Annotated in this window: 18 protein-coding genes; 12 read left to right on the top strand and 6 right to left on the bottom strand. The window is 40.3% G+C overall.

Annotated elements, in window-relative coordinates:
* The first annotated feature begins 87 nt into the window (after positions 1–87).
* The 6 genes from OQ289_RS20725 (at position 88) to OQ289_RS20700 (ending at position 14,056) form a co-directional block, all read left to right on the top strand.
* Positions 88–1,101: a PorP/SprF family type IX secretion system membrane protein gene (locus OQ289_RS20725; protein ID WP_270088634.1), complete on the top strand. Its 1,014-nt coding sequence runs from the start codon at positions 88–90 to the stop codon at positions 1,099–1,101.
* A gap of 240 nt (positions 1,102–1,341) precedes the next feature.
* Entirely contained in the window at positions 1,342–3,294 is a 1,953-nt protein-coding gene (locus OQ289_RS20720; protein ID WP_270088633.1) for an OmpA family protein, read from the top strand.
* A 635-nt stretch (positions 3,295–3,929) separates the two neighbouring features.
* Positions 3,930–7,124: a SusC/RagA family TonB-linked outer membrane protein gene (locus OQ289_RS20715; RefSeq protein ID WP_270088632.1), complete on the top strand. Its 3,195-nt coding sequence runs from the start codon at positions 3,930–3,932 to the stop codon at positions 7,122–7,124.
* Positions 7,125–7,128: 4 nt separating this feature from the next.
* Entirely contained in the window at positions 7,129–8,703 is a 1,575-nt protein-coding gene (locus OQ289_RS20710) for a SusD/RagB family nutrient-binding outer membrane lipoprotein (protein ID WP_270088631.1), read from the top strand.
* Positions 8,704–9,378: 675 nt separating this feature from the next.
* On the top strand, positions 9,379–12,606 hold the full coding sequence (locus tag OQ289_RS20705; RefSeq protein WP_270088630.1) for a SusC/RagA family TonB-linked outer membrane protein: 3,228 nt from the start codon (positions 9,379–9,381) through the stop codon (positions 12,604–12,606).
* 4 nt (positions 12,607–12,610) lie between these two features.
* The gene (locus OQ289_RS20700) at positions 12,611–14,056 is read left to right on the top strand and encodes a RagB/SusD family nutrient uptake outer membrane protein (RefSeq protein ID WP_270088629.1); all 1,446 of its coding nucleotides are present in this window, start codon (positions 12,611–12,613) and stop codon (positions 14,054–14,056) included.
* 189 nt (positions 14,057–14,245) lie between these two features.
* Here the strand turns inward: OQ289_RS20700 and OQ289_RS20695 are convergent, their stop codons facing one another.
* Positions 14,246–15,322: a hypothetical protein gene (locus OQ289_RS20695; protein WP_270088628.1), complete on the bottom strand. Its 1,077-nt coding sequence runs from the start codon at positions 15,320–15,322 to the stop codon at positions 14,246–14,248.
* Positions 15,323–15,336: 14 nt separating this feature from the next.
* Positions 15,337–15,615: a hypothetical protein gene (locus tag OQ289_RS20690; RefSeq protein WP_270088627.1), complete on the bottom strand. Its 279-nt coding sequence runs from the start codon at positions 15,613–15,615 to the stop codon at positions 15,337–15,339.
* 516 nt (positions 15,616–16,131) lie between these two features.
* Here OQ289_RS20690 and OQ289_RS20685 point away from each other — a divergent pair.
* Complete coding sequence (locus OQ289_RS20685) at positions 16,132–16,770, top strand: hypothetical protein (RefSeq protein WP_270088626.1); 639 nt, start codon at positions 16,132–16,134, stop codon at positions 16,768–16,770.
* Between the two features lie 13 nt (positions 16,771–16,783).
* On the opposite strand, the gene OQ289_RS20680 is transcribed toward OQ289_RS20685, so the two are convergent.
* The 3 genes from OQ289_RS20680 to OQ289_RS20670 form a co-directional block, all read right to left on the bottom strand.
* The gene (locus OQ289_RS20680) at positions 16,784–17,506 is read right to left on the bottom strand and encodes an SIMPL domain-containing protein (RefSeq protein WP_270088625.1); all 723 of its coding nucleotides are present in this window, start codon (positions 17,504–17,506) and stop codon (positions 16,784–16,786) included.
* 47 nt (positions 17,507–17,553) lie between these two features.
* Positions 17,554–17,949, bottom strand: a complete 396-nt coding sequence (locus OQ289_RS20675; protein ID WP_033566021.1) for a hypothetical protein — start codon at positions 17,947–17,949, stop codon at positions 17,554–17,556.
* Between the two features lie 221 nt (positions 17,950–18,170).
* The gene (locus OQ289_RS20670; protein ID WP_270088624.1) at positions 18,171–19,232 is read right to left on the bottom strand and encodes an Mrp/NBP35 family ATP-binding protein; all 1,062 of its coding nucleotides are present in this window, start codon (positions 19,230–19,232) and stop codon (positions 18,171–18,173) included.
* A gap of 271 nt (positions 19,233–19,503) precedes the next feature.
* On the opposite strand from OQ289_RS20670, the gene OQ289_RS20665 reads away from it, so the two are divergent.
* Together OQ289_RS20665 and hpt are read left to right on the top strand one after the other, a co-directional pair.
* The gene (locus OQ289_RS20665) at positions 19,504–21,588 is read left to right on the top strand and encodes a transglycosylase domain-containing protein (protein WP_270088623.1); all 2,085 of its coding nucleotides are present in this window, start codon (positions 19,504–19,506) and stop codon (positions 21,586–21,588) included.
* Positions 21,589–21,676: 88 nt separating this feature from the next.
* Positions 21,677–22,222 (top strand): hypoxanthine phosphoribosyltransferase, encoded by a 546-nt coding sequence (hpt, locus tag OQ289_RS20660; protein WP_033566023.1) that lies wholly within the window; start codon positions 21,677–21,679, stop codon positions 22,220–22,222.
* Here hpt and OQ289_RS20655 read toward each other — a convergent pair.
* Positions 22,219–22,788: a DNA-3-methyladenine glycosylase I gene (locus OQ289_RS20655; protein WP_033566108.1), complete on the bottom strand. Its 570-nt coding sequence runs from the start codon at positions 22,786–22,788 to the stop codon at positions 22,219–22,221. The genes hpt and OQ289_RS20655 overlap by 4 nt on opposite strands.
* Positions 22,789–23,052: 264 nt before the next feature.
* On the opposite strand from OQ289_RS20655, the gene OQ289_RS20650 reads away from it, so the two are divergent.
* The 3 genes from OQ289_RS20650 (at position 23,053) to porK (ending at position 26,430) form a co-directional block, all read left to right on the top strand.
* Complete coding sequence (locus OQ289_RS20650; protein WP_270088622.1) at positions 23,053–23,976, top strand: DUF4271 domain-containing protein; 924 nt, start codon at positions 23,053–23,055, stop codon at positions 23,974–23,976.
* Positions 23,977–24,756 carry a uroporphyrinogen-III synthase gene (locus tag OQ289_RS20645; RefSeq protein WP_081981272.1) on the top strand — a complete coding sequence of 260 codons (780 nt, stop codon included), beginning with the start codon at positions 23,977–23,979 and terminating at the stop codon, positions 24,754–24,756.
* Positions 24,757–25,137: 381 nt separating this feature from the next.
* The gene (porK, locus tag OQ289_RS20640; protein WP_270088621.1) at positions 25,138–26,430 is read left to right on the top strand and encodes a type IX secretion system lipoprotein PorK/GldK; all 1,293 of its coding nucleotides are present in this window, start codon (positions 25,138–25,140) and stop codon (positions 26,428–26,430) included.
* The last annotated feature ends 9 nt before the right edge of the window (positions 26,431–26,439 follow it).

The following is a 26,439-nucleotide window of genomic DNA, read 5'->3' as shown; positions in this document are numbered from 1 at the left end:
AAATGTCACCCATCGTAAAGGTGAAGACAGGCAGAAGGTTCTTTTGACCATACATAAAGCAGACGCTAAAAATAGATCATATACAAGATGAGATACGGAAAATATGCGACCGCACTGGTCATTGGATTATTGGGGCTAGCGAAAGTTGGAGCTCAACAGAGCATCCAGTTTACACAGTATATATTCAACTCGATGAGTGTCAATCCAGCTTATGCAGGGTACAAAGAAGAGTGGTTCGCCCAAGTTGGCTTACGGAGTCAATGGACTGGGTGGGATGGCGCTCCTAAAACAGGAACGGCATCACTTGATGGTGTGTTGGATCCTGTTGCCAAAAGACACGGTGTGGGGCTGAATGTGACTGCCGATAAGCTTGGCGCTCAGTCTGCAACTTCTATCTATGCAAACTATGCATTTAGGTTACAGTTGGATGCTGAAGATACCCAACGCCTGAGTTTGGGTATTGCCGGCGGTGTGTCCCAGTACAGTCTTGACGGAAACAGGCTCGATCCCAATGATTATGGCGATCAAGTCATTCCGAATGGTAAGATATCGGATTGGGCTCCGGACATTCGCTTAGGGGTGTATTACTACAATCCTAAATGGTATGCCGGTGTATCCGTCCAAGATCTTTTTAACGGGACCAATTCGGGGTCGGATTATCGCTTCAACCAGAATACGACCGAAAATCTCTATCGGACCATCAGTGGATATTTTATCGCTGGAGCATTGTTTGAATTGGATAGAGGGGTGCATCTACGCCCTAGTATGTTGATAAAAGAAGATTTTAAGGGGCCGACTTCATTAGATGTTAATGCCATGTTTGTGTTCAATGGCAAGTTTTGGGTCGGCGCTGGTTACCGAACTAGAGCCAAGATTTTTAATAGAGAATACCAAGACCGTACCGTCGATAAGTTGAGCGCATCAAATGCTATCACTGGTATTGCGCAGTTCTATGCTACAGAGAGACTACGTATTGGTTATTCGTACGATGCCATGATCAACAAAATGAGTGGGTTGCAGAATGGTTCACACGAGATTACGCTTGGATTTACCTTTGGACGTCGTGCTGCTAGCCAGTACTTAAGTCCAAGGTTCTTTTAATCGAGAAGAAAAAGTGAACAGGTTAATGAACTAGTCATCAGTGATGGCTTGACGAGTGATAAAGGAATAAGAAAGGATCAACGAATAGAGATAAAAGACATTGCAGTTCGCACTACGCATATCTAAATGCTAACATCTAATTAAGGAACAAAGAGTTTTAGAAATAAGGATAAAAGACATCGCAGTTCGCACTACGCATATCTAAATACGAACATCTACTAACAAGATAACAATACAAACATGGGTGTGTACAATATATATAGACTAATCTTCACAGGGCTTTTGCTGATCGGTAGCTCTGTTTCTGTAATGGCGCAAGAGCAGGTCAGCTTGAGAACAACAGCCGATAAGCTGTATCAACAGTTTGAATACCATACTGCTGCGGGTGTTTACCAGAAGCTGGTCGACAGAAAGAAACCGAAGCCTCAGGATATGGAGCGTTTGGCAGAGTGTTACTATCGTATCAATGACTACTCCTTGGCGGAGAACTGGTATTCTAGAGTCATCAATAGTGGCGAATTCAGCGATCAGGCTCAGCTAAATTATGCTGACGTACTCAAGAAAATGGGTAAATATGCTGAAGCTAAGAAACAATTTGAGGCGTATGCACAGCGTACTGGAAAACCAGATGATGTGCGCCTTGCCATTCAAGGAGCAGACTCTGCAGTGGTGTGGATGGCCAATCCGACGGTTCACAAGTTAAAGAATGAAGACTTGATTAATACCCGTTACAGTCAATTCGGTACATTTCCGCTACAAGGAAGCGTGTTGTATACAGGCGAACCGGATAATTGGAATGGTGACGTCTCTGGAATGACAGGTCGGACGTTCTTGCGTATATATTCCAGCACCAAGGAAACAGATGGTCTTACTTTGCAATATCCCAATGTCCTTCAAGATATCTTTAATGAAAGTACCTATCACGTCGGTCCTGTGATAGCTAACAAGAATGAGGACATCTTATATATTACACGTACCTATCCAGGAAAAGATACCGAGAAGAATAAATCGGGTAGGTATACTTTTAAAAAGCACAATCTGGAATTGATGATTTATACCAAAGATGGCGATGGATGGAAAGAAAGTGCTTTCCCGTATAATGATGTTAAGCGTTATTCTGTAGGTCACGCGGCTTTGAGCGACGATGAGCAAGTGTTGTATTTTGCATCCGATATGCCAGGAGGAAAAGGTGGGGTGGACATCTGGTATAGCGAACGCAATGTCGATGGTACTTGGGGGGCGCCACAGAATGCAGGAGCAGAAATCAATTCCTCGGGAGATGAAATGTTCCCCTCTGTTGCCGGAAATAAACTCTATTATTCCAGCAACGGTTTTGCAGGAATGGGCGGTTTAGATATTTTCAGCGCAGATGGAAGCAAGGCGTTTTTTAAGAACCGGACCAACTTGCGTTTTCCCGTCAATTCAGCGTCCGATGATTTTGGTTATATCATCATGGCCGATGGTAAAGATGCTCGTTACGGGTACCTGTCGTCTGATCGTATTGGCGGAAAGGGGCTTGATGATATCTACTCATTCTCCTTCGCAAAGCCGAAGATTACGATTCTATTGAACGGTCTTACCTATAATAAGAAAACAGATGCATTATTGGAAGATGTACAACTAAGTCTATTGGATGGCAATGGTCAGACTGTATCCAGAAGGTTGAGCGATGTCAAAGGAGCGTTTACCTTTCCTATAGAAGCAGGGTTGGACTATCGGGTTGTCGGAGAGAAGGTGAAGTTCCATGGCGATTCGGTTAATATTGCTGCCATCTACCCGACCAAGGATACCACTATTAGCCTGACATTGCGATTGGAACCTATTTTTGAAAAGGGGGCAACCTTTGTCTTGGAAAATATCTATTATAACTTCGATAAATATGATATTCGTGCAGATGCGCGGCCTATCTTGAATCAGTTGGTTGCAACTATGCGTGACAATCCAACCCTAAAAATTGAATTGTCGAGCCATACCGACAGCCGCGGCTCCAATAAATATAATATGACCCTTTCACAAAGGCGTGCCGAATCAGCCGTTGAATATATCATTAGTCGTGGTATAGCACGTGACCGCATCGTAGCCAAAGGCTATGGCGAGACCAAGCTTGTCAACCATTGTGCTGATGGGGTGTCCTGTACGATACAGGAGCACCAAGCTAATCGCCGTACGGAAGTGAAAGTGCTTGAGTATTAGTTGATATCGATTTTCTATTCATAAAGCGAGCTGTCCCAAAGGACAGCTCGCTTTATTTTTTTATAATTTTCTGTAATTTGATGTTTTGTAGTTAAATGGTTAGTTTGTAGTCGATTAACTGAAATTGCCTATGCAATATCAGTCGAAACGTATTGTTTTTCATTTATTTAATACATTCTTTGAAAAATATTTTTAGATGTATGTTTTGAATGTGTGTATGTTTTTTATATTAAATTCTGTTTTCATGTATTTATTCGAAATAATATTCTTTATATGAATTTCATTTTTTAAACCATAAATATATGAAAAATGAAATTTTGAAACAGAAGTGTTAAAATACTTGCAATAGCAACCTCTCATTTCTATATTTGCACAGCGTTTTAACAAAAATTAACTTTTCTGTGCGCAATATTATTTTGTTGGTGATATCCGCGGGTACGAGTATTAAAGATTTAACTCCAACTGTGTTCGAAACAGCATAAATATTCATAAAGAATTTGTCTTGCAAATGCTTTAATTGAATTTTTGCATGCCATCTATTTTAATCCAATCAGAAAAAGGGTATTTTTTTAACGTAACTAAGTGCGTTTACTCACGTCTCTCTTATGAGGCATATTATTAATAAACATAAACACATGAAACAAAAATTACTCAGTTTTTTTCTAGTGTATACGCTCTTGGTTGGAGCTACGTATGCGCAAGACCTTCAAGTGAGTGGCAAAGTTACTTCAGCTGTAGATGGATCCCCGATACAGGGAGCTTCAATTGCAGTTCAAGGAACTACCTCAGCTACACAGACAGATGGTTCAGGAAATTATTCAATTAGTGTAGCGTCCAATGCAACGCTTGTATTCTCCTATGTGGGATATCAACGCCAAACGGTCTCTGTTGCAAACCGCACCGCTATTAATGTACAATTAGCTAGTGATGAAACTTCTTTGGAAGAGGTCGTCGTGACGGCCATGGGCATCTCAAGAGAAAAGCGTGCGCTAGCGACCTCTACACAAGAGGTTAAAGGCGAAATGTTGACGCAAGCGGCAAACAGTAACCTAGCAACAGCAATCCAAGGTAAAGTGTCGGGAGTCCAAGTTACTCCTTCTTCAGGAATGCCCGGAGCATCCGCAAAAATAACCATTCGCGGTTCTCGTTCTTTTACGGAAGATAATACGCCTCTTTATGTAATCGACGGAATGCCTATTACATCGACTTCCGACGTCTCAACATTAAATTCTGTTTCGGGTTCAGACTACTCCTCTAGAGGATTGGATATAGATCCTAATGATATCGAAAGCATTAATATCCTAAAAGGACAGGCCGCATCTGCTCTTTATGGTATGCGCGCCTCAAATGGTGCAATCATTATTACCACAAAAAGTGGAAAAGGTGCTGGAAAAGGTCGTGCACAAATAAGTTTCAATTCTAACGTATCTTTTGATAAAGTTTCTGTATTGCCAAATTTTCAAACAACTTATGCACAGGGCGAAATAAGAAAAGCTGACGGGGCGATGATACACAATCCTACAGCTTCTGGTTCATGGGGACCTAAAATTTTGGAATTGGCTGATGATGCTACTTACGGGGGAAATACAGATAATGCCTATACACAAAAATTTGGTAAGCAACCTGGAAAGTTCTATGTACCTCAACGTGCTGCAGCAGGATTGGACCCTTGGGCTACCCCGCAAGCTTATAACAATGCGAAAGATTTCTTTGACATAGGGACGACCTACAACAATTCCTTAAATATTATGCAAGGTTTCGAAAAAGGACATTACGCGATGTCTTTAGGTGCTACCAATGCGAATGGTATTGTCCCCTCTACTGGTTTAGATCGCTACAATGCCAAATTGGCCACTCAACTTAATCTTTCAGATAAATGGTCTACAGGGTTTTCAGGAAATTATGTCAATTCTAAAATCTCAAAACAAACGGGTGCCAATAACGGTCTTATTGCAACCATCTATGGTGCTCCAGCATCGTATGACCTTAAGGGCATTCCAAATCATATAAAAGATAATCCTTATTCGCAGAATAACTACAGGGGTGGTGGTTTTGACAATCCATATTGGGCAACAGAACATAATCAATTTACTGAAGCTACACAGCGTTTCTTCGGAAATGGTTTTGCTCAATTTGTGACTCAATTAGCCGAAAACCAGAAGTTGACCTTGAAATACCAACTAGGTGTTGATTCCTATACTTCCAATTATACAGACCTTTGGGGGTATGGTAAGGCTGGTGTCACACGAGGACAGGTCGAAAATTATCACTTTTCGGTTACAGAATTGAATTCTTTGGCAACTGCCGCTTACAAATGGGATATCAATGACACATGGACTTTAGACGCCTTAGTAGGTAATGAAATCGTAGATAGAAGTCAGAGAAGAGACTATGTATATGGAGGTAATTTCAACTTCTCCGGCTGGAACCATATGAATAATGCCTCTACATACTCTGGGGAGCAGACATTGAGAGATAAGCGTACTTTTGGCGTATTTGGAAACTTAAATTTGGCATACAAAAATATGTTCTATTTGAACGTGACTGGGCGGAATGATATGGTGTCTAACATGCCTCGTAACAACCGCTCGTTCTTTTACCCATCTGTTTCTGGTTCCTTTATTTTTACGGAATTGGAAGGACTTAAGAGTGACGTCCTGACTTTTGGTAAGTTGCGTGCATCTTATGCTGAGGTGGGCCAGGCTGGAAATTACTACGAATCTTATTATGCTACACCAACATATAGTGGTGGATTCTCCTCTGGTACCCCTATTATTTATCCAATCAATTCTACAGTGGCTTTTACACCTTACGAGATTTTATATGATCCAGCATTAAAGCCGCAAAATACTAAAGCTTACGAATTCGGTACAGACCTGACATTCTATAGAGGCCTTTTTGATTTGAGTTATACCTTTTCCCGCCAAAATGTGAAAGATCAAATTTTCGAAGTACCGTTAGGAGGGTCAAGCGGATACAATAGCTTGGTTACCAATGGAGGAAAGGTACATACCAACTCACATGAAGTGACATTGAATATTTCTCCGTTCCGCGAGGGTGATTTCCGTTGGGACATGGCTTTCAATTTTACCAAAATTGATAACTATGTGGACGAGCTGGCAGAAGGTGTACAAAGTATCTTTTTAGGTGGTTTCGTAGAACCCCAAGTGCGTGCAGGTATCGATCAAAAATTCCCGGTTATATACGGTACTTCTTATTTGAGAAATGATGCTGGACAAATCGTTGTCGATGCTAAAGGCTTGCCACAGGCAGGTAAGCAGCAGGTAATAGGTTCTGTATCACCTGATTTTCTTTTGGGCTTCAATACCAAACTGGAATATAAGAAAGTCAGATTATCTGCCGTATTCGATTGGAAGAGTGGGGGACAGATGTTGTCCGGAACTGCTGGGATTTTAGATTTCTACGGTGTTACTCAAAAATCAGCCGACTTTAGAAGTGGTGCTCCTTTCTTGTTTGAAGAAGAAGCCGTGAAGGAAGTTTCCCCTGGCGTGTACGAAAAGAACGATATCTTGATTAACCCGGCCAACGCTTATGATTACTTCAACAGAAAGAACAGCATTTCGGAATCTTCGGTATTTGGCACTTCCTTTGTAAAATTAAGAGAAGTGGCTATTGGCTACCCTGTGTACTCGACTGCTAGATTTGCAGTTGATGTCAATGCTTTTGCGCGTAACATTATCTTATGGTCAGAGTTGAAAGGTTTTGACCCTGAAGTTTCCCAAGGGAATACCAATATGTCTGGAGCTTTCGAGAGATTTTCACTTCCAGGAACTTCTAGCTATGGTTTAGGAGTAAACATTAAATTCTAAAATAATGAAATTCAAATATAGTATAGTCAAACTTTTAGCATTGGGGCTAATTGCTACACCAATTGCACTTTCATCTTGCTCGGAAGACAGGATGGATGAAATCAACAAAAATCCCAATAACCCGACGGATGTCGAAGCTAAGTTCATCTTAGCGGATGTTATCACAGAAACAGCCGTAAGGGGAGTTGGAGGAGATTTAAATACTTATCTTTCAACATACGTAGAGCATGAAGTAGGTACACATAATCAATTGTGGAATGCGGAGCATCGTGAAGGTGAGCCGCAGTCAGCAACTACATTTAATAACAGCTGGAACAGTATTTATAATGTAGTAAAAAATGCACGTATTATTGTTGCCAAATGTTCAGACGGAGGTTCACAAGCCGGTAATTACTCGACATTAGGTGTGGGACAGATATTAGTAGCTTACAACACGGCATTGTTGACAGATATGTTTGGTGACGTGCCTTTCTCGGAGGCTTTCAATCCATTTGGCAATAAGACACCTAATCTTGATAAGCAAGAAGTCATCTATACTCAAATCATTGAGTTGTTAGATGCTGCTATCGAGAACATACCCAAAGGAGATACGCATGTAACAGGTGGTTACGCAACGCATGACCTGTTGTTTTCGGGCAATAATGCAAAATGGATTAAATTCGCTTATGGTCTCAAGGCAAGGTATACCATGCGTTTATTAAAAGTTACGGCCAACAAGACAAAAGCCTTGGAAGATGTCGTTGCCTTCGTTGATAAGTCGTTTGCTGGGGCTTCAGAAGAAGCTGCATTCAATGTGTACGATGCACAGAATCTGAACCCTTTATTTGACTTTCAATGGTCAAGAGATGGCTTAGCCGCAAGTAAAAGCATTGCAGACAAGATGATTGAAAGAAATGATCCACGTCGCAATAGAAATTTTACAGATGCAGATTGGACGCAGATAGATGACATGAATGTGGGTGCAGCATCTTATGATGCTTTGGCTCCCAATGGCGAGAATGATCAAATACAGTATAGTTATTTGACATCTACTTTCGTGTACTCACAAACTGCATCTACACAGTTGTTGAGTTACCATGAATTGCAGTTCTTGAAAGCAGAAGCGATGCAACGATTGGGCAGGTCAACCGCACAGATAGAGCCAGTGTTAAAAGCCGCAATTGCTGCAGCTATTGTCAACTCGGAAAAGTCTGTTAAAGCAGCATTCGATGCTCCTACAGTCAATGCAAATGGTGGGCTAACGGAAACTTCCGCAGCGATAGCCCAAACCGATATTGACGCATATTTTGCTGACGAAGTTAAACCGTTGTTCCAAGCAAACCCTTTAAAGGAGATTGTAATTCAAAAATATCTTGCTTTCTTTGGCGCTTCGGGAGAATCTACTGAGATGTACAATGATATTCGCAGATGGAAAGGCTTAGGTGAAAATTTGGTCGAATTGAAGAATCCAAATAAATTCCCGTTACGTTTGCCTTATGGTAATTCTGAAACCACAACCAACCCTAACGTTGAAGCAGCTTATGGAAATGGTACTTACGTCTATTCTGAAAATGTTTGGTGGGCCGGTGGAACAAGATAGATTAGTTAAATAATACAAATTGTAGCAATAGGAACGGTTGTCTCGAAAGAGATAACCGTTTTTTTTGGGACTATCTAGATTGATTTTTGTGTCGTGTGGTGGCATTGCGAGATAGCTTCTGTGGTGTTATTCGTAGATAATTATAGTTTCATTTTTGTAGTTGGCTATGCAAATAGTTGTGGTCGCCGATATACATCGCACAGATTTTGCTTTTGGCTGTAAATTTTTAGAATTATTGTTTAAATAAGAGCTTATCTTTTAGGATTTGTTTATAAACTCTTTATTGTAATGTCAAATTAGCAATTGATACATGCATAATTGAGCAAAAGCAGGTCCATGACTATGGAAACCTTTTTGAATTCTTTGTTACAATTGAAGCTGTAAAATATTGATAATAAAAAATATTTGTTATGCGCGCATTGTTGTTTTAATGTATAATTATCTATTTTTTAACATTTTTCATACATAAACGTGCAATGGTTTTTTATGCAATCGTTTGTTTTTTTTGGATTAACTATTATTTTTGTTTTAACATTTTTTAACAAAATGTTGTTATATGCTACTTGCCAATACCAGTTATTACTACTTGCAGTTCTGAAACCGTTTTTTCGTAAACTATTTCGTTGCTTACTCACGTCTCTTTCGGGAGGCACTTTTATTAATAAACATAAACATATGAAACAAAAATTACTCAGTTTTTTTCTGGTGTGTACACTCTTGGTTGGGGTGACGTATGCACAGAATCGTCAGGTGACTGGTAAAGTGACCTCAGCTTCTGACGGTACACCTGTACAAGGTGTATCTGTGGCAGTTCAGGGAACTACTTCAGCCACACAGACCGATGGTTCCGGAAATTATTCCATTAATGTAGCGGGCAACGCTACGTTAGTATTCTCGTATGTAGGATACCAACGCCAAACGGTGGCTGTTGGTGATCGTTCTACAGTGAATGTTCAGTTGGCCAGCGATGAGACGTCTTTGGAGGAGGTTGTAGTTACTGCATATGGGACGCAAACAAAGGAGTCGATTGCAGGATCGATTTCGACTTTAAAATCCAAAGATTTGGAACAGGTTCAGACGGCGAATGTTATCCAGTCGTTAGCGGGAAAAGTTGGTGGTGTCCAAATACGTTCTACGTCTGGACAACCAGGTGCTGCTGCTACGGTTAGGTTTAGAGGCTTGGGCTCTATATCGTCTTCTAACGATCCATTGTATGTTATCGATGGTGTGCCATATAATGGTGATGTTGCGGCAATCTCATCTCAAGATATAGAGGAGATGTCTTTCTTAAAGGATGCATCTGCCAATGCCCTTTATGGAAGCCGCGGAGCAAATGGTGTTATTATTATAACAACTAAAAAAGGTAAGCAAACGGGTAAAGTTGATATTAATTTTGATACTAGAGTTGGCGTGAATTCTAGAGCAATAAAAGATTATAACTATATAACTGATCCAAAGGAATACTACGAGTTAAGATGGCAGAGGTTAAGATTAGGCGCCTTAGTCGAAGATGAAACTGACGCGGATGCTAGGTCAATAGCCACTAATAGTCTTGTGCAGGATTTAGGATATAATATTTTCAATGTTGCGAACAATAAAATTATAGACCCATTGACTGGGAAAATAAATCCAGATGCATCTTTGCTCTATCACGATGATTGGAATGATTATCTGTTTGATAATAGTATTCGACACGAACATTCTTTGAATATGTCATATGCTACTGATAAGATTTCTGCTTTTTTATCCGGGGGATATCTGAAAGATGAGGGCTACGTTGTTAATTCTGGCTTTGACCGAATTTCAAGCCGCGCAAATCTCGAGTTTAGACCATATGAATTTGTTAAGTTGGGTACGAATGTGAATTTTGCAAGTACTAAAGCTAAGGATCCTCAAGCTGGAAAAGGTTCAGCAACTTATTCCAATTTGTTCTCTTGGTCTAGGAATATGGCTCCTATTTATCCAATTTTCGCCCGTAATGCAAAAGGAGAGAAAATGTATAATGCATCAGGGCGAGAATTGTACGATTGGGGAAAGGGTGAAACCATCAATCCAGATGGAAGTGCGTCTACTCGACCATATATTACAAATATGAATCCTTATGCCTCTACGTTATTGGATAAGCAAACCAACAACAATACAAACTTGGGGCTAAGAGCTTATGCTTCCTTTGATTTCTTGAAGTATTTCAATTTTACCTATAATTTAGGTTATGACTATTTGGGTGGTAATAGATTCCGCTATTCAAACGAAGAAGGGGGAGATTCTGCTCCATACGGAGGTTCTATTACAAATGCTATAACAATGGAGCAAACATTGACAAATCAGCAATTGTTAAGTTTTGATAAAACCTTTGGAGAGCATAAGTTAAACGTAATGATAGGTCATGAGACTTCTGATTATTCAAATAAGCTTTTGTCTGGAAGTAAGACGATGATTGTCATCCCTAATGAGGATTTCTTGTCTAATGCAAGTAAATTTAGTGCGCTGAATGGATACAATGATCTTTATAAAGTAGAAGGATATTTATCTAAATTAAACTATAGTTATTCAAACAAATATTACTTGAATGCGTCTTACAGAAGAGATGGTTCTTCAGTTTTTCATCCTGACAATAGATGGGGTAACTTTTATGGTTTAGGTGGAGCATGGGTTGTCTCGAATGAAGAATTTTTGAAGGATATCAATAGCATTTCTAATTTGAAGTTGAAAATTAGTTATGGTGAGCAGGGGAATGACAATTTGTATTATCCGTCTTATGTAACAATGGATCATAGGTCTCATTTTGGATTTAGTAGAAATTATTACCCTTATGTTGACCAATTTGAAATTACTGCTGACGCAGAAGGTAATCCTTCAATCAAGCAAGTGTATACAGGTACAAAGGATTTGAAATGGGAAGTCTCTCGTAATTTCAATACGGGCTTTGAATTGGGTCTTTTTGCAAATAGGTTAAATGTAGATTTTGAGTTCTTTACACGAGCTGTTTCAGATATGTTGTATAATTTTCCACAGAGACCTTCTTTGGGAATCCCTGCCAAATCCCAAAATATCGGTGATATGAAGAATACTGGTGTCGAGATAGCTATCAATGGGGATGTTGTCCGCACCGAGGATTTGAATTTAAACCTATGGGCCAATGCAACTCACTACAAAAATAAGATTACAAGACTACCTCAGCCTTTTGTCTCTGGGACAGTATTCCGTTTTGTTGAAGGAGAAAGTGCTTACACCTATTACCTTAGAGAATTTGCTGGAGTTGATGCTGAAACTGGGTTTGGTAAATGGAATCAAGGGGAAGTTGACCCTATTACCGGGAAGTCAATCGGCGCAAAAACTACCACCGGAACGCATTCCGCAGCTACTCAGTACTTAAGCGAGAAAACTGCTCACCCAGATTTGTATGGTGGGTTTGGACTTGATTTACGCTATAAAAAGCTGTCCTTTAATGTTGGTTTTGCATACCAAATAGGAGGATATGTATATGATAATGTGTATCAGGGACTGTTCGGAGAAGGTACTGGAATGGGAAGTAGTGGTGCTAATTATCATAAAGATATTTATAATACTTGGACCCCTGAGAACAAGAATGCATCTCTTCCAATACTATCAAGTGTGGATAACACTCAATTTAGTAATTCTGATTTATACTTGGTTTCTGCAAGCTATCTAAGCTTGGAAAATTTTGGAGTGTCGTACGACTTATCTAACAATACATTTGATAAGATGGGAATTAAAAATGCTCGATTAAGTGTTATTGGAAATAACTTGTTTATGTGGTCAAAACGTCAAGGTATGGATCCAAGGATGATGCAACTTGGAGGGGAACTTAACAACGGTCAAACCCTTAATAGTTATTCTTTATTAAGAAGTGTTTCTCTAGGTTTAACAGTAAAATTTTAAAGAAATGAATAAGAAAAATATTATATATATACTACTTGCAGGGGCTTTATTTTCTTCTTGTAGTAAAGACTACCTAACCGTCGACCCGCAGTCGACGATCAATCCGGATCAGTTGGGATCTTCATCAGCAGCTACTTTAGGCACTTTGCGAGGTGTTTTTGCGACATTACGGTCTGCTACAACGACTGGATATGCGGGGCATGAAGACTATGGACACAAAGGCGTCTTGTCGGTCATCGATTTGATGGGTAATGACGTCATAATGGAAAACCTGAATTGGGGGGGGTTCAACTATAATTATACTGGTAGAGTATCTACAAATTCTAGAACACATTTCCCTTGGTTTACTTACTACACTCAGATAAAAAATGTAAATACAATCATTAATAGCGTAGATGCTAATACTGATGATGCAGAGTTAAGAGGTATTAGAGGACAGGCTTTAGCACTTAGAGGGTATTTTCACTTCATGCTAGCACGTATTTTTGGACCTACATTTGTTGGACATACATCAGATTTATCCATTCCTATTAATGCAGATACGGCATTACCAAATAGAAGTACAGTTGGTGAGGTATATGCTCAAATCGAGAAAGATTTAGTTGAAGCTGTTGCTGCTTTGGAAGGATATACTAGACCTAGTAAAGAGATGGTTGATCAGAGTGTTGCTCAGGCTTTTCTGGCTGATGTTTACTTGGAAATGGGAAAGTATCCGGAAGCTGCAGAGCAGGCTAACGCTGCTAGGCAATCTTATACTCTTCTTAGTGAAGCAGATTGGAAGAATGGTTTCTATGATATGAATCAAGCTGAGACGATGTGGGGTGCTGATATCAATGCTGAGTTAACGACTTTTGTTGCAAGTTTCTTTTCTATTTTTGATAATACAAATACCGGCTATGCTGAGGGAGGAAATATATCCATAGATAGAAGATTGTACGATGCGATGTCATCAACAGATTACCGAAAGTCCGCTTTTTTGGGTAGCGAGGGTGGAGTATTTAGTGGTACAGAGTATGGACCTTATATCAGTTTGAAGTTTAGGGATATGACAAGCGATAGAACGCAGGGTGACTACATATATCTAAGGTCTTCTTTGTTGTATTATATCGAAGCTGAGGCATTAGCTAAATCTAACAATGAGAGCGGTGCTAGAGATGTACTATTTGAAATCACAAGTAAGCGGGATCCTCAGTATGTTAAATCAACAAAGACTGGAGCAGCATTGATTGAGGAGATAATTACGCAGAAGAGAATTGAACTGTGGGGTGAAGGTTTTGCTTGGTTTGATTTGAAGCGGTTAAGCAAAGGTGTGGTGAGAAATTATGCTGGATCAAATCATCCAACCTATGGTAAGTTCGATATTCCTGTAGGTGATAGTAGATTTTTGTTTATGATTCCCCAAGCTGAAGTTGACTCTAATCCGGATATACTTCCAAATAATCCGCAATAACGTTGATATATAAGGAAGGGCTGTTCTTGCTAAAATTGGAACAGCCCTTTTTTTGTTAGCTAGATAAAGTTGGGTTTGAATATTTTATGTGTCATGACAAAATAAGTTGCTGAACTCAACATTAAAAAAGAGATGCACTTATTAGGGCATCTCTTCTAAATAAGAGCCACTATGCCATTTTTATTTAAATTACGGTAGGTCAGGTTGTTTAATAATAGGCCCGCCTCCACCACCGCCTCCACCACCACCGCCACTAACAGTTCCGTAAGTGATTTGTTTGCTTACCCCATATGTACCACATGGACCGTTTATGGAGAGGTTCATAATAATGGTGCCTCCAGTAGGATTACCTCGTCGCCATATTGGCATTTTGATTTTGACGAGTGGTTGGTCGGCATCTTCAATAGTAGCATCTACTGGTAGTCCGGATATATTCCAAGAGTATGTTGTGCCGTGCTGGCCTGATACTACATAAAAAGAGTAAGTAAGACCATCATATCCTATTGCGTCATATCCATTGATGTAATATCGTTCACCAATCGTAATGGATTTAGAATAAGTGATTCCGTTAATTACAGATTTTAATGTAACCACACCGTAATTGGAGGTTCCGCCTATTCGGGTTATCTTATATGTATTGTCATTGATTTTGGTCAAAGTAGCGATATTAGTCGCATTTTCAATAGTAACTGTCCCTGGATTGATGATGGTATACGTTCCTTCCGTGCAGATTTTGTCTGGACCGGAAAATTGTGTTACCTTCTTAACAACGACCTGAATGGCATCTGCTTCGTTGTAAAAGTCATCTGACCAAGTTCCCGCTGAGTTGCGGACACGATAGGTAACAACTAGACGCCCTGCTCGGTTAATAGTGTTGGAAATTCTTAAATAGGATGTCTTTAGTCCCGAACTAGTGCTAGTCCCATTAGGTGCGCTGAAATCCGACTCGGTAAATGTTTTTATATCAGAACTAGCCTGAATAATTCCGTTATCATCAATGAAATTGATAAATACTTGGAATTCCAATTGCTTATTGATTGCGGCCGTCGTTCTAACAATTCCAATGCTCGCATCTAGAATTTTATCCTTACCATCGTCTAACAAAATATAATATCCTCTTGGAATGGGGCTTCCTGGAACATCATGGGTTAACGTTCCACTTTGATACAATGCAGCAGTGCCCGTTACTGCCTCATGGTGAGTTGTTTGGGCAAATAGTGAGTTCAACCAGAAGATTGAAACAACTAATAATATTATTCTTTCCATTCTTATAAGTTTGTTTATTTGTCCTTAAGTATTAGGTATTTTTCAGGGAGAAGGGACCCGTCGTAGCCTTTTAGTATGAAGACTTCATGGGTTTGATCAAAGTAAAATGTTGAAGTATCCCATCCTAATCCCTTTGCGAATTCTGCCAGAATGGAATCTTTGGGATAGTCGATTCCCTTAATGGAAATCATATCTATTTTTTGAGTTTGCTCAGGTTGTTTTTCGTTGTCCTTCTTGCACGCAACGAATGTCAGGCCCAACAGGGCTGCCAAGCAGATTGTCGTTCTTTTCATATCTTTTTTAATTGCAATTTACATTTCCGTCTTTTTAAAAATGGTGACATATTTTTCTTTTATTGATAATTCCTATAACCACAGGTTGTAAGTTGTTTTGGCAACTGTATTTTTCAATTATCTGGGAAACATCCGCCCTTACGTACTTCTGTATAAGACGGTCTAGAGGGGTAAACTGTGCCTATAAATCTTGTTAATAGCTTAAGTGATGATGTAGATGCATGAAGTTTCTCTTTCGCAGGGAGGAATTGTAACTGCTTTTTACACTCCTGTTCTTGCATATCTGCTATGCTGATACAAGGACAGAATTTCGGAAAGCTAAATGGGTATTAAATTGTGACCAAATTAGATATTAAATTAGCCTTAACCTAGGGTTACCATAGCCTTAACATAGCCTTACCATAGCCAATAGCTATACAAAGACTATGTTAAAACTAATTTAAAAACATCTTAACGTAAAAGTTGTTAATAACTAAGTGTTGACTTGTATTTAATCAAAAACCTATTAATGAAGCTATGGCAATTCTAAATGATGGGCCCAACGGCCCTCTTCGGGGCAAATTCGGTAGTGTATATGCCTATGTATTAAATGGCCAAAATATCGTGCGTGGACGCCGTAGGCCTCGTACTTCTTCTCCTAGTGCAGCAGAGCTATTGAATCGTAAGATTACAAAAGTGACCAATAATTTTCTACGATATCTATTCCCGATCGTCAAGTACGGATATAAGAACCTACTTGTCGATCATCCTACAAAAAATGCGGCTAATTTGGCTCAGTCCCATGTCCGGAAAGAATGTATTGCTCTTGATGAAAACCAGGAGCCTTATGTGCGCCCCGAATTATTCAAACCTTTTAGAGGGAAATTGTTTATGCCTGAAAATGCGCAAATGGAAGTAGTAGGGGAGGTCTTACACATTACTTGGACGCCTATAGCAGATCATTGGAACGATTGGATCAAGCTCAACGTGGTATTAGTCGAGGTGGAGACGCAAGCCGATGTAAAGGCTGCAATTGTACCTGCAAATACCGGCCATTATCAGGTACAGTCTGCCTTACTTGCCCACCGAAATCAGGGGGTACATGTCTATATCGGTTTCGTAGACAACTTTAGGGACGAGCTGTCAGATGCTGTATATCTTGGAAAGTTGGATTGAGGAAGTCGGAATTTTAGTCAATCTCAAATTCGGCGTGGATATTCCGTGTAAATTCGAGCACTTCGGGAGCGATTTTAAACCCCGCGCCACCGTATGCCTTATTGAAAGTCTCTAGCTGTACTCCGGGTTGATAACCTGCAGATGCGTTGAATGCACTTCCGTCATTGGCGATATAGAGCAACTTACCGATTTTGACCTCTGCTCTGTTGGCTAGCTTTTGAGCAGACTTGAGCGCATCATCGTACGCAATCAAATCCGCTTCGCGCAAGATGCTGTCTGCTTTGGAGTGGTTGAATTGGACGGAAGAGATGCTGCTGATCTTTGTTTCCAGCAATTTGCCCGTCAACTCTGTGAACTTGGTCAAATCGTGTAAGACAAAGTCTATGGTTTGTTGGGCTTGATAGCCAACGAATTTAGTAGTATTCCCGATATATTGGTAATCTTTATTGGCCGATATACTACTTGTCTTGATATCTTCTTTGTTGTTGCCGTATCGTTGTAAGATAGAAATCACACTATCCACCGTAGCTTGGGTTTCGTGTACAGCATCCACCATCCTGGGTTTGGTAAACGCAGCATTTATGGTCAACGTCACTTGGTCGGGCATCACCCTTATCTTTCCTTCTCCACTTACTCTGATTCTATTTTGATTTTCTGTGGATACAGAATTGCAGGAAGCGAACAGTAGGATACTACTGGCCGCCAATACAACTGTTAATCTAGCGAGGATGTGCATAGTGTTCGTCATTTATCGTTAGTAAACTAAAGATAGTAAATGTTTTCTTACTTTAATCCTCTTATCTTTTGAGTCAATTGATTCATATAATCTCTATAGGTTTGATTTTCCAATAACGATTCGTTGGGTGTTTCGGCAAAATGGGAGTGAGCATAGAACTCAAACATCTTGATTAAGGATTTGAAACTAATAAAGCGAGCGGTCACGTTCTTGTTCTCGTAATTATCAGAATCCATAAACGATTGTATCAGCGCATGGTTGAATTCCAAAACGGGGATGCTATTGGTCTTCTCCGCCTCATAATAGAAGATGGGCAGGGGCAAGTCATTGACAAAGAATCCAATACCCAAGTCTACATGGCGGGAATAATACGACCTTATGGAAAATTTATAATTGCCGACAGTCCTCTGATATACATTATATATGATATCGATGCTTTCCATACATTTAATTCTTATAATAGGTAGTGTCTGCAATAACCGGATTGCTGATTTCATTTAAAGTTAAACATTATTTTAGTATTAAACTAAAATTGAGTTAACAAAGTGAGTTTCGTGGTCTTGGCGGGAAACAATGTCGGTCATGGGGCTAGAGCGAGGGATGCAAAAAAGACACCATCATAGCGGGCTTGCCCCAGCAAGATGGTGTCTTTCGACTAAATATTTTATTTTCTAGCCTGTACGATAGACAGCTGCTGTGCTGTACGACCTGCTATATCGGCAAAGGTTTGTTGCAACGGACTCTCCTCATCCAACAAGATTGGAAATCCATTATCACCAGCATCGGAAATGCTTTTGACTAAAGGGATTTCTCCCAAGAAGGCGGTGTGATTCTCTTCTGCAAGTCGTTTTCCACCATCTTTCCCAAAGATGTAATACTTGTTTTCAGGGAGTTCGGCAGGCGTGAAGTAAGACATATTTTCGACAATACCCAGTATCGGGATATTGATTCCCTCCATCATGAACATGCCTATTCCTTTAATGGTATCGGCAAGGGCAACCTGTTGAGGAGTGGTCACGATTACCGCTCCAGCGATAGGATAGCTTTGTGCTACGGTGATGTGTATATCACCTGTACCTGGAGGCATGTCGACGACTAAGTAGTCCAGCTCGCCCCAATCGGCATCATTGAAAAGTTGTTTTATGGCTGAAGTAGCCATAGGCCCTCTCCAAGGAATGGGTTGATTGGGGTCTGTGAAAAAACCAATTGAAAGTAGTTTGATTCCGAATTTTTCGAGGGGTAGTATCTTTGTTTTACCATCGGCAGTCTGGGTAGACTGTGGTTTGGCACCTTCAAGTCCAAACATAATAGGCAGTGATGGGCCGTATATATCCGCATCGAGCAAGCCTGTCTTAGCTCCTGTATCGGCAAGAGCCAACGCTAGGTTGGCAGCTACGGTAGATTTACCGACACCTCCTTTGCCGGAGGCCACTAGTATAATGTTTTTGATGCCGGACAATTGATGTCCCTCACGACTGGTCACTTTAGCGGTCATATTGATATCGACCACCAATTGTTTATCGATAAAGAGCGCGATAGCGTTGCGGCATGCATGCTCAATGTGTCCCTTCAATGGGCAAGCGGGCGTAGTCAGTACTACATCAAACTTGATTTTGTCGGGAAGTATTTCTATATTCTGAATCATGTGCAGTGTGACCAAATCCTTTTTTAGGTCAGGCTCTTCTACATGGCTCAGGGCATTTAAAATCTGTTCTTTAGTAACCATTGCTTCAATATGAAAACACAAATCTAATGAATGCGCAACAGAATCCTGTCATTTGGATGTTTTTTAAAACGAAGGACAGGTGCTGGAAAGCAATCACAAATTTTTAAATAAGCTCTTAAACCAATCTGGCTTTATTTTAATTATACTTGCAGGGTGAAATGTGATGACAGCATCTACGGCTTAGGATTATACGGGATCTCTTATCGGGATAGAAGGCTTTGTCAATAGTGAGCAAATAAGAAAAGAAGCCGTCAAGCGTTTAGATATGGATATGCTCAAGAAATTCTATAATAAAATCACCATCAAGCAAAAACGATGGATCATCGGCACAATTGCGGTGGTGGTATTGATATGCGGGATAGGCTTGCTTTATGGGCTAAGCAAGAGGGATGCCATCTTACAGCGAGCTATTGCTTCTGCCAAACAGAAAGCCGAAAGTCAGTATAATGTGGACCTTAAGATTCAATACTACGGCTTCAGAGGGCTTTCTACTGTTGTCTTTAAGAATGTGTTCGTCACGCCCAAGGGGAAAGACCAACTTGCGCAGATAGATGATTTTGCCGTGTCGGTGAGATTATGGCCGCTGCTTTTCGGGGATGTCAAAATTGGGCTCATCGAGATGGAAAATGCTCGATTCACGCTCGTAAAACGAGATAGTGTGGTCAATAATTATGACTTTCTGTTCAAGAAAAATAAACAAGATTCTACCCCTACTCCTAAGGCCGAAAAAAATCTCGCTGCCCTAGCTGATGGTTTGCTAAAAAAGGTCTTTTTCAAGATTCCGCGCAACATGGATGTGCGCAATTTCGAAATTTCTTTCAAGGATGATAGTACTTATCAACAATTGAAGGTGCCACGTGCCGAGATTGCAGGGGGGGATATTGATGCCGCATTATACCTCAACGGTGATGAGGGCCGCTGGCATGTGATGGGCCATGTCAATCCAGATGCTCAGGAACTCAATCTAAAGCTTGCTTCCGAAAAAAAGAATACGGAATTCCCCTTTCTACGTAGTAAATTCGGTATACGGATGAGCTTTGACGAAATCCAATTCGACCTACAGAAGGTAAATCGTAAGGGCAAAGAACTCTTGACGCTTAGAGGTGATTGGCAGTTTAAGAATTTGAATGTCCATCACTGGCGTCTTTCCGACCAAGATATCAATATTCCTGAAGCCACGTTGGAGGGAGGGGTGGATATAGGTGCGCAGTCTATTGAATTGGTAAAAGAGAGCAAGGTGAAGGTGAAAGATTTTGAATTTAGCCCACAAGCCAAATATGTACATAAGCCAGAGAAAATTGTAGCACTGTCCATTCATACGGGCAGGTTCGAGGCGCAGAAGCTTTTCGATGCTATACCTAAGGGGTTATTTGAATCCTTGGAAGGTGTTCAAGTCCAAGGTAATATCCAGTATGATCTTGATTTTGAAGTCAACCTTAAGAAACCAGATCAATTGACGTTTGTATCAAAGATAGACGACCAAGAGCTCAAGGTCCAGAAGTGGGGTAAGGCTGATATCAATAAGCTTAACGGGCCATTTGTCTATACCGCTTATGAAGGTGATAAGGTCATGCGGGAAATCACGGTAGGGCCGCAAAATCCTAATTTTGCAACCTATGATCGGATTTCGAATTATATGCGTACGACACTGCTCAATACCGAAGACCCGTTCTTTTTTAAGCACAATGGTTTTCAAGAGGAAGCTTTCAAGCTGTCCATTGTCACAAATATTAAAGAACGCAAATTCAAAAGAGGGGCAAGTACAATATCCATGCAGTTGGTTAAGAACGTTTTTTTGAATCGGAATAAGACCTTGGTCCGTAAATTAGAAGAAATCATGCTCGTGTGGCTGATGGAGTCATCTAAGCAGGTGAGTAAGCAACGGATGTATGAAGTATATCTCAATGTTATCGAGTGGGGGAATAATGTCTATGGCATTACGGAAGCTGCTCGTTACTATTTCGGGAAGACACCGGCGGAGATTACATTAGGCGAGAGCCTATTTCTATCTAGCATCGTCCCTAAGCCCAAAAAAGGACTGTATTCTTTCGAATATACCGGTCACTTGAAGGAGAATGTCTATCGATATTTCAGTACCTATGGCAATATAATGGTGAAAACCGGCCAGCTGGCGCGTGATACCACAGTCGCTAATTATGGATTCTATACGGTGAGTCTACAGCCTAATCTCCGTCCTCATAGACCTGCGGGGCTGGAGGTGGATAGCCTGCAGGGGCTGGATGTGGATATTGATGCTGAACAGGAGGACAAAATTCGAGAATTAGAGCTACAGGAAAAGGAAAAAAGAGGTCTTTTTGATAAGATTTTCGATAAAAAACCTCCTGTAGAACGATAATAATAGGTTTCTCTTAGAACAGAATGAACGAAGTGCCCACGTATTCAGCTGATTAGGAATCCTTCGATAAAAGAAAAACAAATAGAGCATGAAGAGTCTGACGATAGATAATTTGGATTTTGAGTTAATGATCGATCACGATCAGATACAAAAGCGTATACGGTTAATTGGTATTGATTTGAATATGAGGTACCAAGATAAGCATCCCGTATTTATTGGTGTACTCAATGGGTGCTTTATGTTCATGTCCGATCTTATGAAGCAGGTGGTGATACCCTCCGAACTTTCGTTTGTCAAGCTCGCATCTTATAGCGGTACGGAGCAGGGAAGGCTTTCCGAACTGATCGGGGTAGGGATGGATCTAAAAGGAAGAGATATCATTATCGTAGAAGATATTATTGATTCTGGGCATTCGCTCAAATATACAATGGATGCTTTGGAACGGTTGGAAGTTGCGAGTATTTCCGTGTGCGCATTGTTGATGAAACCGGCCAATCTTCAAGTGACCTTTGACAACATCATGTACATTGGGTTTGAGATTGATGAAGAGTTCGTCGTCGGATATGGCTTGGATTACAATGGCCAATGCCGAAATCTACCAAACATTTATCAGCATGTACCTTCAGGATCTTAACGATCCCGGAAGGTACAATCTACTAGGTGGTCGTTGACCATGCCTACAGCTTGCATATAGGCATAGCATATCGTTGTGCCAAAAAACTTGATTCCTCGTTTTTTGAGATCTTTTGCGATGGCATCAGATTCTGGGGTGCTGACAGGGGCATCTTTCAGGCTTTTTAGTTGATTGATGATAGGAGCCTCATGAGGTAAGAACGAGTAAAGATACCGGTAGAAGCTGCCAAATTCTTCTTGTATTCGAATGAATATCTTTGCATTCTCAATCGTACTCTTTACTTTTAGTCTATTCCGAATGATGCCCGGGTCTAAGAGCAAGCGTTCGACATCATCAGCTGTGAATTGGGCCACCTTGTGGTAGTCAAAGTCTGCGAATAGTCTTCGATAGTGCTCGCGTTTTCTCAAAATCGTAATCCAGCTCAATCCGGCTTGCGCGGATTCGAGTACCAAAAATTCGAATAAAATCTGCTCGTCCGTAACCTGCTTGCCCCATTCTTCGTCATGATAACGCATATAGAGTTCGTCGGTCCCGCACCATGGACATCTAGTGATTGAATTTTGCATATTGGGTGTCATTAAAGTATTTGTATGAAAGTGTTTGTCTTAGTACTTTGCCATCAAGAATTTTCATGCTTGTCTGTGATTCTATGGAATCATGAAAGTTTTGTTTTAACTTTACCGTTCGAATCAAGAAATATGTCCATACCAGTCAGGAGTTTGTTTTTTTTATGTTTGACCAGCTTACTTACGTCATTTTGGCCCTCGGTATCGTTAGCAAACTTAGATAAAAAAGCGCTTGTACACAATCACAGCTTTTTATCAGTTTCTTTGCTGTCGTTGTCATCTTCTTCCATCAAAAATACAAACATACAAAACGATTCTCTAGGCGCAACGATCACACTCCCTGCCCATGATGTTGCCTTGGATACTATGCAGCTCGCTCCATCACGTCCGCTATATCTCAAGCCAAATCCAAATGGAGCGCTGGTCGTACCACAATATATAAAAGATCAAGTGATCGTGACCAATGGCGATTTCCTGAAATGGATGAAATTTGCCGATACGCTGAAGAGACAGTCGACAGATGTGGTCAAAAGTGGGGATATAAAAACTACTCGGCCGCTGTGGATCATGGCCACTATATTGATTTTGATGTTTGCTGTTGCTATGGTCAGACGGTATTTTCCATTAGATTTCTATGTGATCATAGAAGCATATTTTAAGGACAGACTACTTCAACAGGTGAGCAAGGAGGATAATATGGCAACTTCCTGGCCTTATATTTTTCTATACCTTATTTTTAGTTTTACGCTAGGGCTTTTTCTACTGATGTTTGACGCTTACCTCAGCCAAAGCCAGCGATTGTTGACCCTCGAAAACTTTTTTAAAGTGTCCCTTATTGTGGGGGTTCTCTTCATCGTGAAAATTTTGATTATTCGATTTATTTCCTATATTTTCGAATTGAATAAATTGGTACGTGAATATATTGCTGTTTTGTATTTAGTTTATTTTAACAGTATGTTAATTCTAATGCCGGCAGTGCTGATTTTGAGTTTGTTGCCTACCGCTTATTTTACAATAGTAATATCTTTATCACTAATTTTAATATTTATATTGTTCATTTATAGGTTTTTACGCACTGCTTTTCATTTGTTTAGCAATCTTAGGTTTCCTATTTTTTATTTAATTGTGTACCTTTGCTGCCTAGAAATTGCACCGATATTGATATTAGTGCGGACGTTGAGCAAATAAATGAAAGATATGCAAACTTCTGATGTTGAAAGAGCTAAGAAAGTTAAGAGTATTCTAGTAACTATTCCCAAACCCGAAAATGATAAATCCCCCTATTTCAATTTAGCTGAAAAATATAACCTTAAGTTAGATTTTAGAGGCTTTATTCATGTGGAAGGAGTGCCTGCTAAAGAGGTGCGAAAAGATAAGGTCAATTTATCTGAGCATACAGCAGTCATTTTTACCAGTAAGAATGCTGTAGATCATTTTTTTCGAGTATGTGAAGAAATGAGATTTGAAGTGTCTGCTGAAATGAAGTATTTCTGTATCACAGAGGCTATTGCTCTCTATTTACAAAAGTATATCCAGTATCGCAAACGTAAGATATTCTTTGGTAAGCAGACTGCGAAGGACTTGGAAGATGTACTGAAGAAACACAGCAAGGAAAAATTCCTTTTCCCTTGCTCGGATGTCGCCAACGAGGAGACGTCAAACTGGCTGCAGGAGAATGGGTATAATTTTACCCCCGCAGTATTGTTCCGAACGGTAATCAGTGACTTGTCCGATCTTAAAGATGTTTTTTACGATGTGATCGTATTTTTTAGTCCATCAAGCGTACAGTCTCTGTATGATAATTTTCCAGACTTCAAGCAGAACAATACCCGTATCGCAGCATTTGGAACAACTACACAGCAAGCGTTGTTAGATCATGGACTTATTCTTGATATTCCTGCGCCTACACCAGCTGCACCAAGTATGACGATGGCCGTAGAGCAATATATTAAGTTGGTCAACAAATAGGAATAGACCGAATAAAAGAAATAGAGAAAGGGCATTTGATTCAAATGCCCTTTTTTTGACTAAAGTTACGACAAAGCGAGGTGCGATTCGCACTGGTCGGAGTGCTCTCGCTAGCCATCGAGAAAAGTAAAAAAGCGAAACCGATTCCGACTGGTCGGAGAGCTCTCGCTAGCCATCGAGAAAAGTAAAAAAGCGAAAACAAAAGAAGGATGCACCTGTTAGATGTTGTAGGCCTATCCTTACAGAAAAAAAAATTTTCAATTAGGAGGGGCATATTATTAATTAAACGTTGTATTTTTACAAAATAGCTGTCTATTGAGAATGGGCTATATTTATAAAGCATAGAAAAGAAATCTACTTATTTGATCAAATTCATAAAAAATGAATTGTAATTTTTTAAAGGCTCTTACACTCTTCGCTATAGTGTCCATTGGGATGGCTAGTTGTAAAGGTCCAGGTAATAATGGTGAATTAGTTGGGGTAAGGCTTGATAAACTAAAGGCAAATAAAACACCGTTTGGGATGGTGTTGATTCCGGGAGGTACATTTATAATGGGACAATCGGATGAAGACATTACATTTTCCCAAGTCTCCCAGAATAGACAGGTGACCATTGCTCCATTCTATATGGATGATACAGAGATTTCCAACAGTGAGTATCGCCAATTTGTCAATTGGGTAAGGGATTCGATATTAATAACCAACTTTTTGGGAGATGATAGTTATTTTATCCAAAGTGAGAATGCGGGTGCTGAGCGACATATTGATTGGAATAAGGTAAACGCAAATTCGCCATGGAAAACGAAGGATGCCAACCAACGCGAACGTGTTGGGAGCATGTATTATCAAGGTGAAGACCGGATTTTTGGTAAGAATGAAATCGATGTGAGGTTGTTAAAATACCACTATGAGTGGTATGATCTAAGAAGAGCCATTGATGCCAAAAATGACCCTTCGAGAAGCCGTTCTGAATTTATTATGCGAGATACTTTGTTGGTGTATCCAGATACCACGGTATGGTTGAGCGACTTCAGTTATGCGCAGAATGAGCCTATGGTAGAAGGGTATTTCTCTCACCCATCATTCGACGAATATCCAGTAGTGGGGGTGACGTGGAAACAAGCACAGGCTTTCAATACATGGCGAACTCGCCTCTTTAACAACGCCGCATCCAAAAATCGCGAAACAGAACGTATGCCTTATCAGCTTCCCTCAGAAGCCGAATGGGAGTATGCGGCTCGCTCCGGAAAGACAGGTATGCAGTATCCGTGGGGAGGTCCATCCGCCCGAAATGCAAAAGGCTGTTTGATGGCTAATTTTAAACCAGGAAGAGGTAACTATATAGATGATGGGGCCGCTTACACGGCACCAGTTTATTCTTACTGGCCCAATGACTTTGGCTTATATAATATGGCCGGGAATGTGGCCGAATGGACACAGTCCAGTTATGATGAGTCCGCCTACTCATTTGTACATGATATGAATCCTACGTATTCGCATAGTGCTAAGTCTTCTGACCCCAACGCAATGAAGCGTAAAGTCGTGCGAGGAGGATCTTGGAAAGACGTAGGGTACTTTCTTCAAAATTCAACCAGACAATATGAATACCAAGATACCGCAAAGTCATATATAGGATTTAGATCCGTGACGCGTTACACAGGAGTATCTTATTAATACATACTA

This window comes from Sphingobacterium sp. SYP-B4668, assembly GCF_027627455.1.
Classification (GTDB): domain Bacteria; phylum Bacteroidota; class Bacteroidia; order Sphingobacteriales; family Sphingobacteriaceae; genus Sphingobacterium.
The sequence above is the reverse complement of the archived record's forward strand: the minus strand, read 5'-3'. Positions and strand labels throughout refer to the sequence as shown.

Excerpts from the sequence above, each read along its gene's own strand:
- OQ289_RS20725 (WP_270088634.1), top strand. The coding sequence starts at position 88 with ATGAGATACGGAAAATATGCGACCGCACTGGTCATTGGATTATTGGGG.
- OQ289_RS20720 (WP_270088633.1), top strand. The coding sequence starts at position 1,342 with ATGGGTGTGTACAATATATATAGACTAATCTTCACAGGGCTTTTGCTG.
- OQ289_RS20715 (WP_270088632.1), top strand. The coding sequence starts at position 3,930 with ATGAAACAAAAATTACTCAGTTTTTTTCTAGTGTATACGCTCTTGGTT.
- OQ289_RS20710 (WP_270088631.1), top strand. The coding sequence starts at position 7,129 with ATGAAATTCAAATATAGTATAGTCAAACTTTTAGCATTGGGGCTAATT.
- OQ289_RS20705 (WP_270088630.1), top strand. The coding sequence starts at position 9,379 with ATGAAACAAAAATTACTCAGTTTTTTTCTGGTGTGTACACTCTTGGTT.
- OQ289_RS20700 (WP_270088629.1), top strand. The coding sequence starts at position 12,611 with ATGAATAAGAAAAATATTATATATATACTACTTGCAGGGGCTTTATTT.
- OQ289_RS20695 (WP_270088628.1), bottom strand. The coding sequence starts at position 15,322 with ATGGAAAGAATAATATTATTAGTTGTTTCAATCTTCTGGTTGAACTCA.
- OQ289_RS20690 (WP_270088627.1), bottom strand. The coding sequence starts at position 15,615 with ATGAAAAGAACGACAATCTGCTTGGCAGCCCTGTTGGGCCTGACATTC.
- OQ289_RS20685 (WP_270088626.1), top strand. The coding sequence starts at position 16,132 with ATGGCAATTCTAAATGATGGGCCCAACGGCCCTCTTCGGGGCAAATTC.
- OQ289_RS20680 (WP_270088625.1), bottom strand. The coding sequence starts at position 17,506 with ATGCACATCCTCGCTAGATTAACAGTTGTATTGGCGGCCAGTAGTATC.
- OQ289_RS20675 (WP_033566021.1), bottom strand. The coding sequence starts at position 17,949 with ATGGAAAGCATCGATATCATATATAATGTATATCAGAGGACTGTCGGC.
- OQ289_RS20670 (WP_270088624.1), bottom strand. The coding sequence starts at position 19,232 with ATGGTTACTAAAGAACAGATTTTAAATGCCCTGAGCCATGTAGAAGAG.
- OQ289_RS20665 (WP_270088623.1), top strand. The coding sequence starts at position 19,504 with ATGCTCAAGAAATTCTATAATAAAATCACCATCAAGCAAAAACGATGG.
- hpt (WP_033566023.1), top strand. The coding sequence starts at position 21,677 with ATGAAGAGTCTGACGATAGATAATTTGGATTTTGAGTTAATGATCGAT.
- OQ289_RS20655 (WP_033566108.1), bottom strand. The coding sequence starts at position 22,788 with ATGCAAAATTCAATCACTAGATGTCCATGGTGCGGGACCGACGAACTC.
- OQ289_RS20645 (WP_081981272.1), top strand. The coding sequence starts at position 23,977 with ATGAAAGATATGCAAACTTCTGATGTTGAAAGAGCTAAGAAAGTTAAG.
- porK (WP_270088621.1), top strand. The coding sequence starts at position 25,138 with ATGAATTGTAATTTTTTAAAGGCTCTTACACTCTTCGCTATAGTGTCC.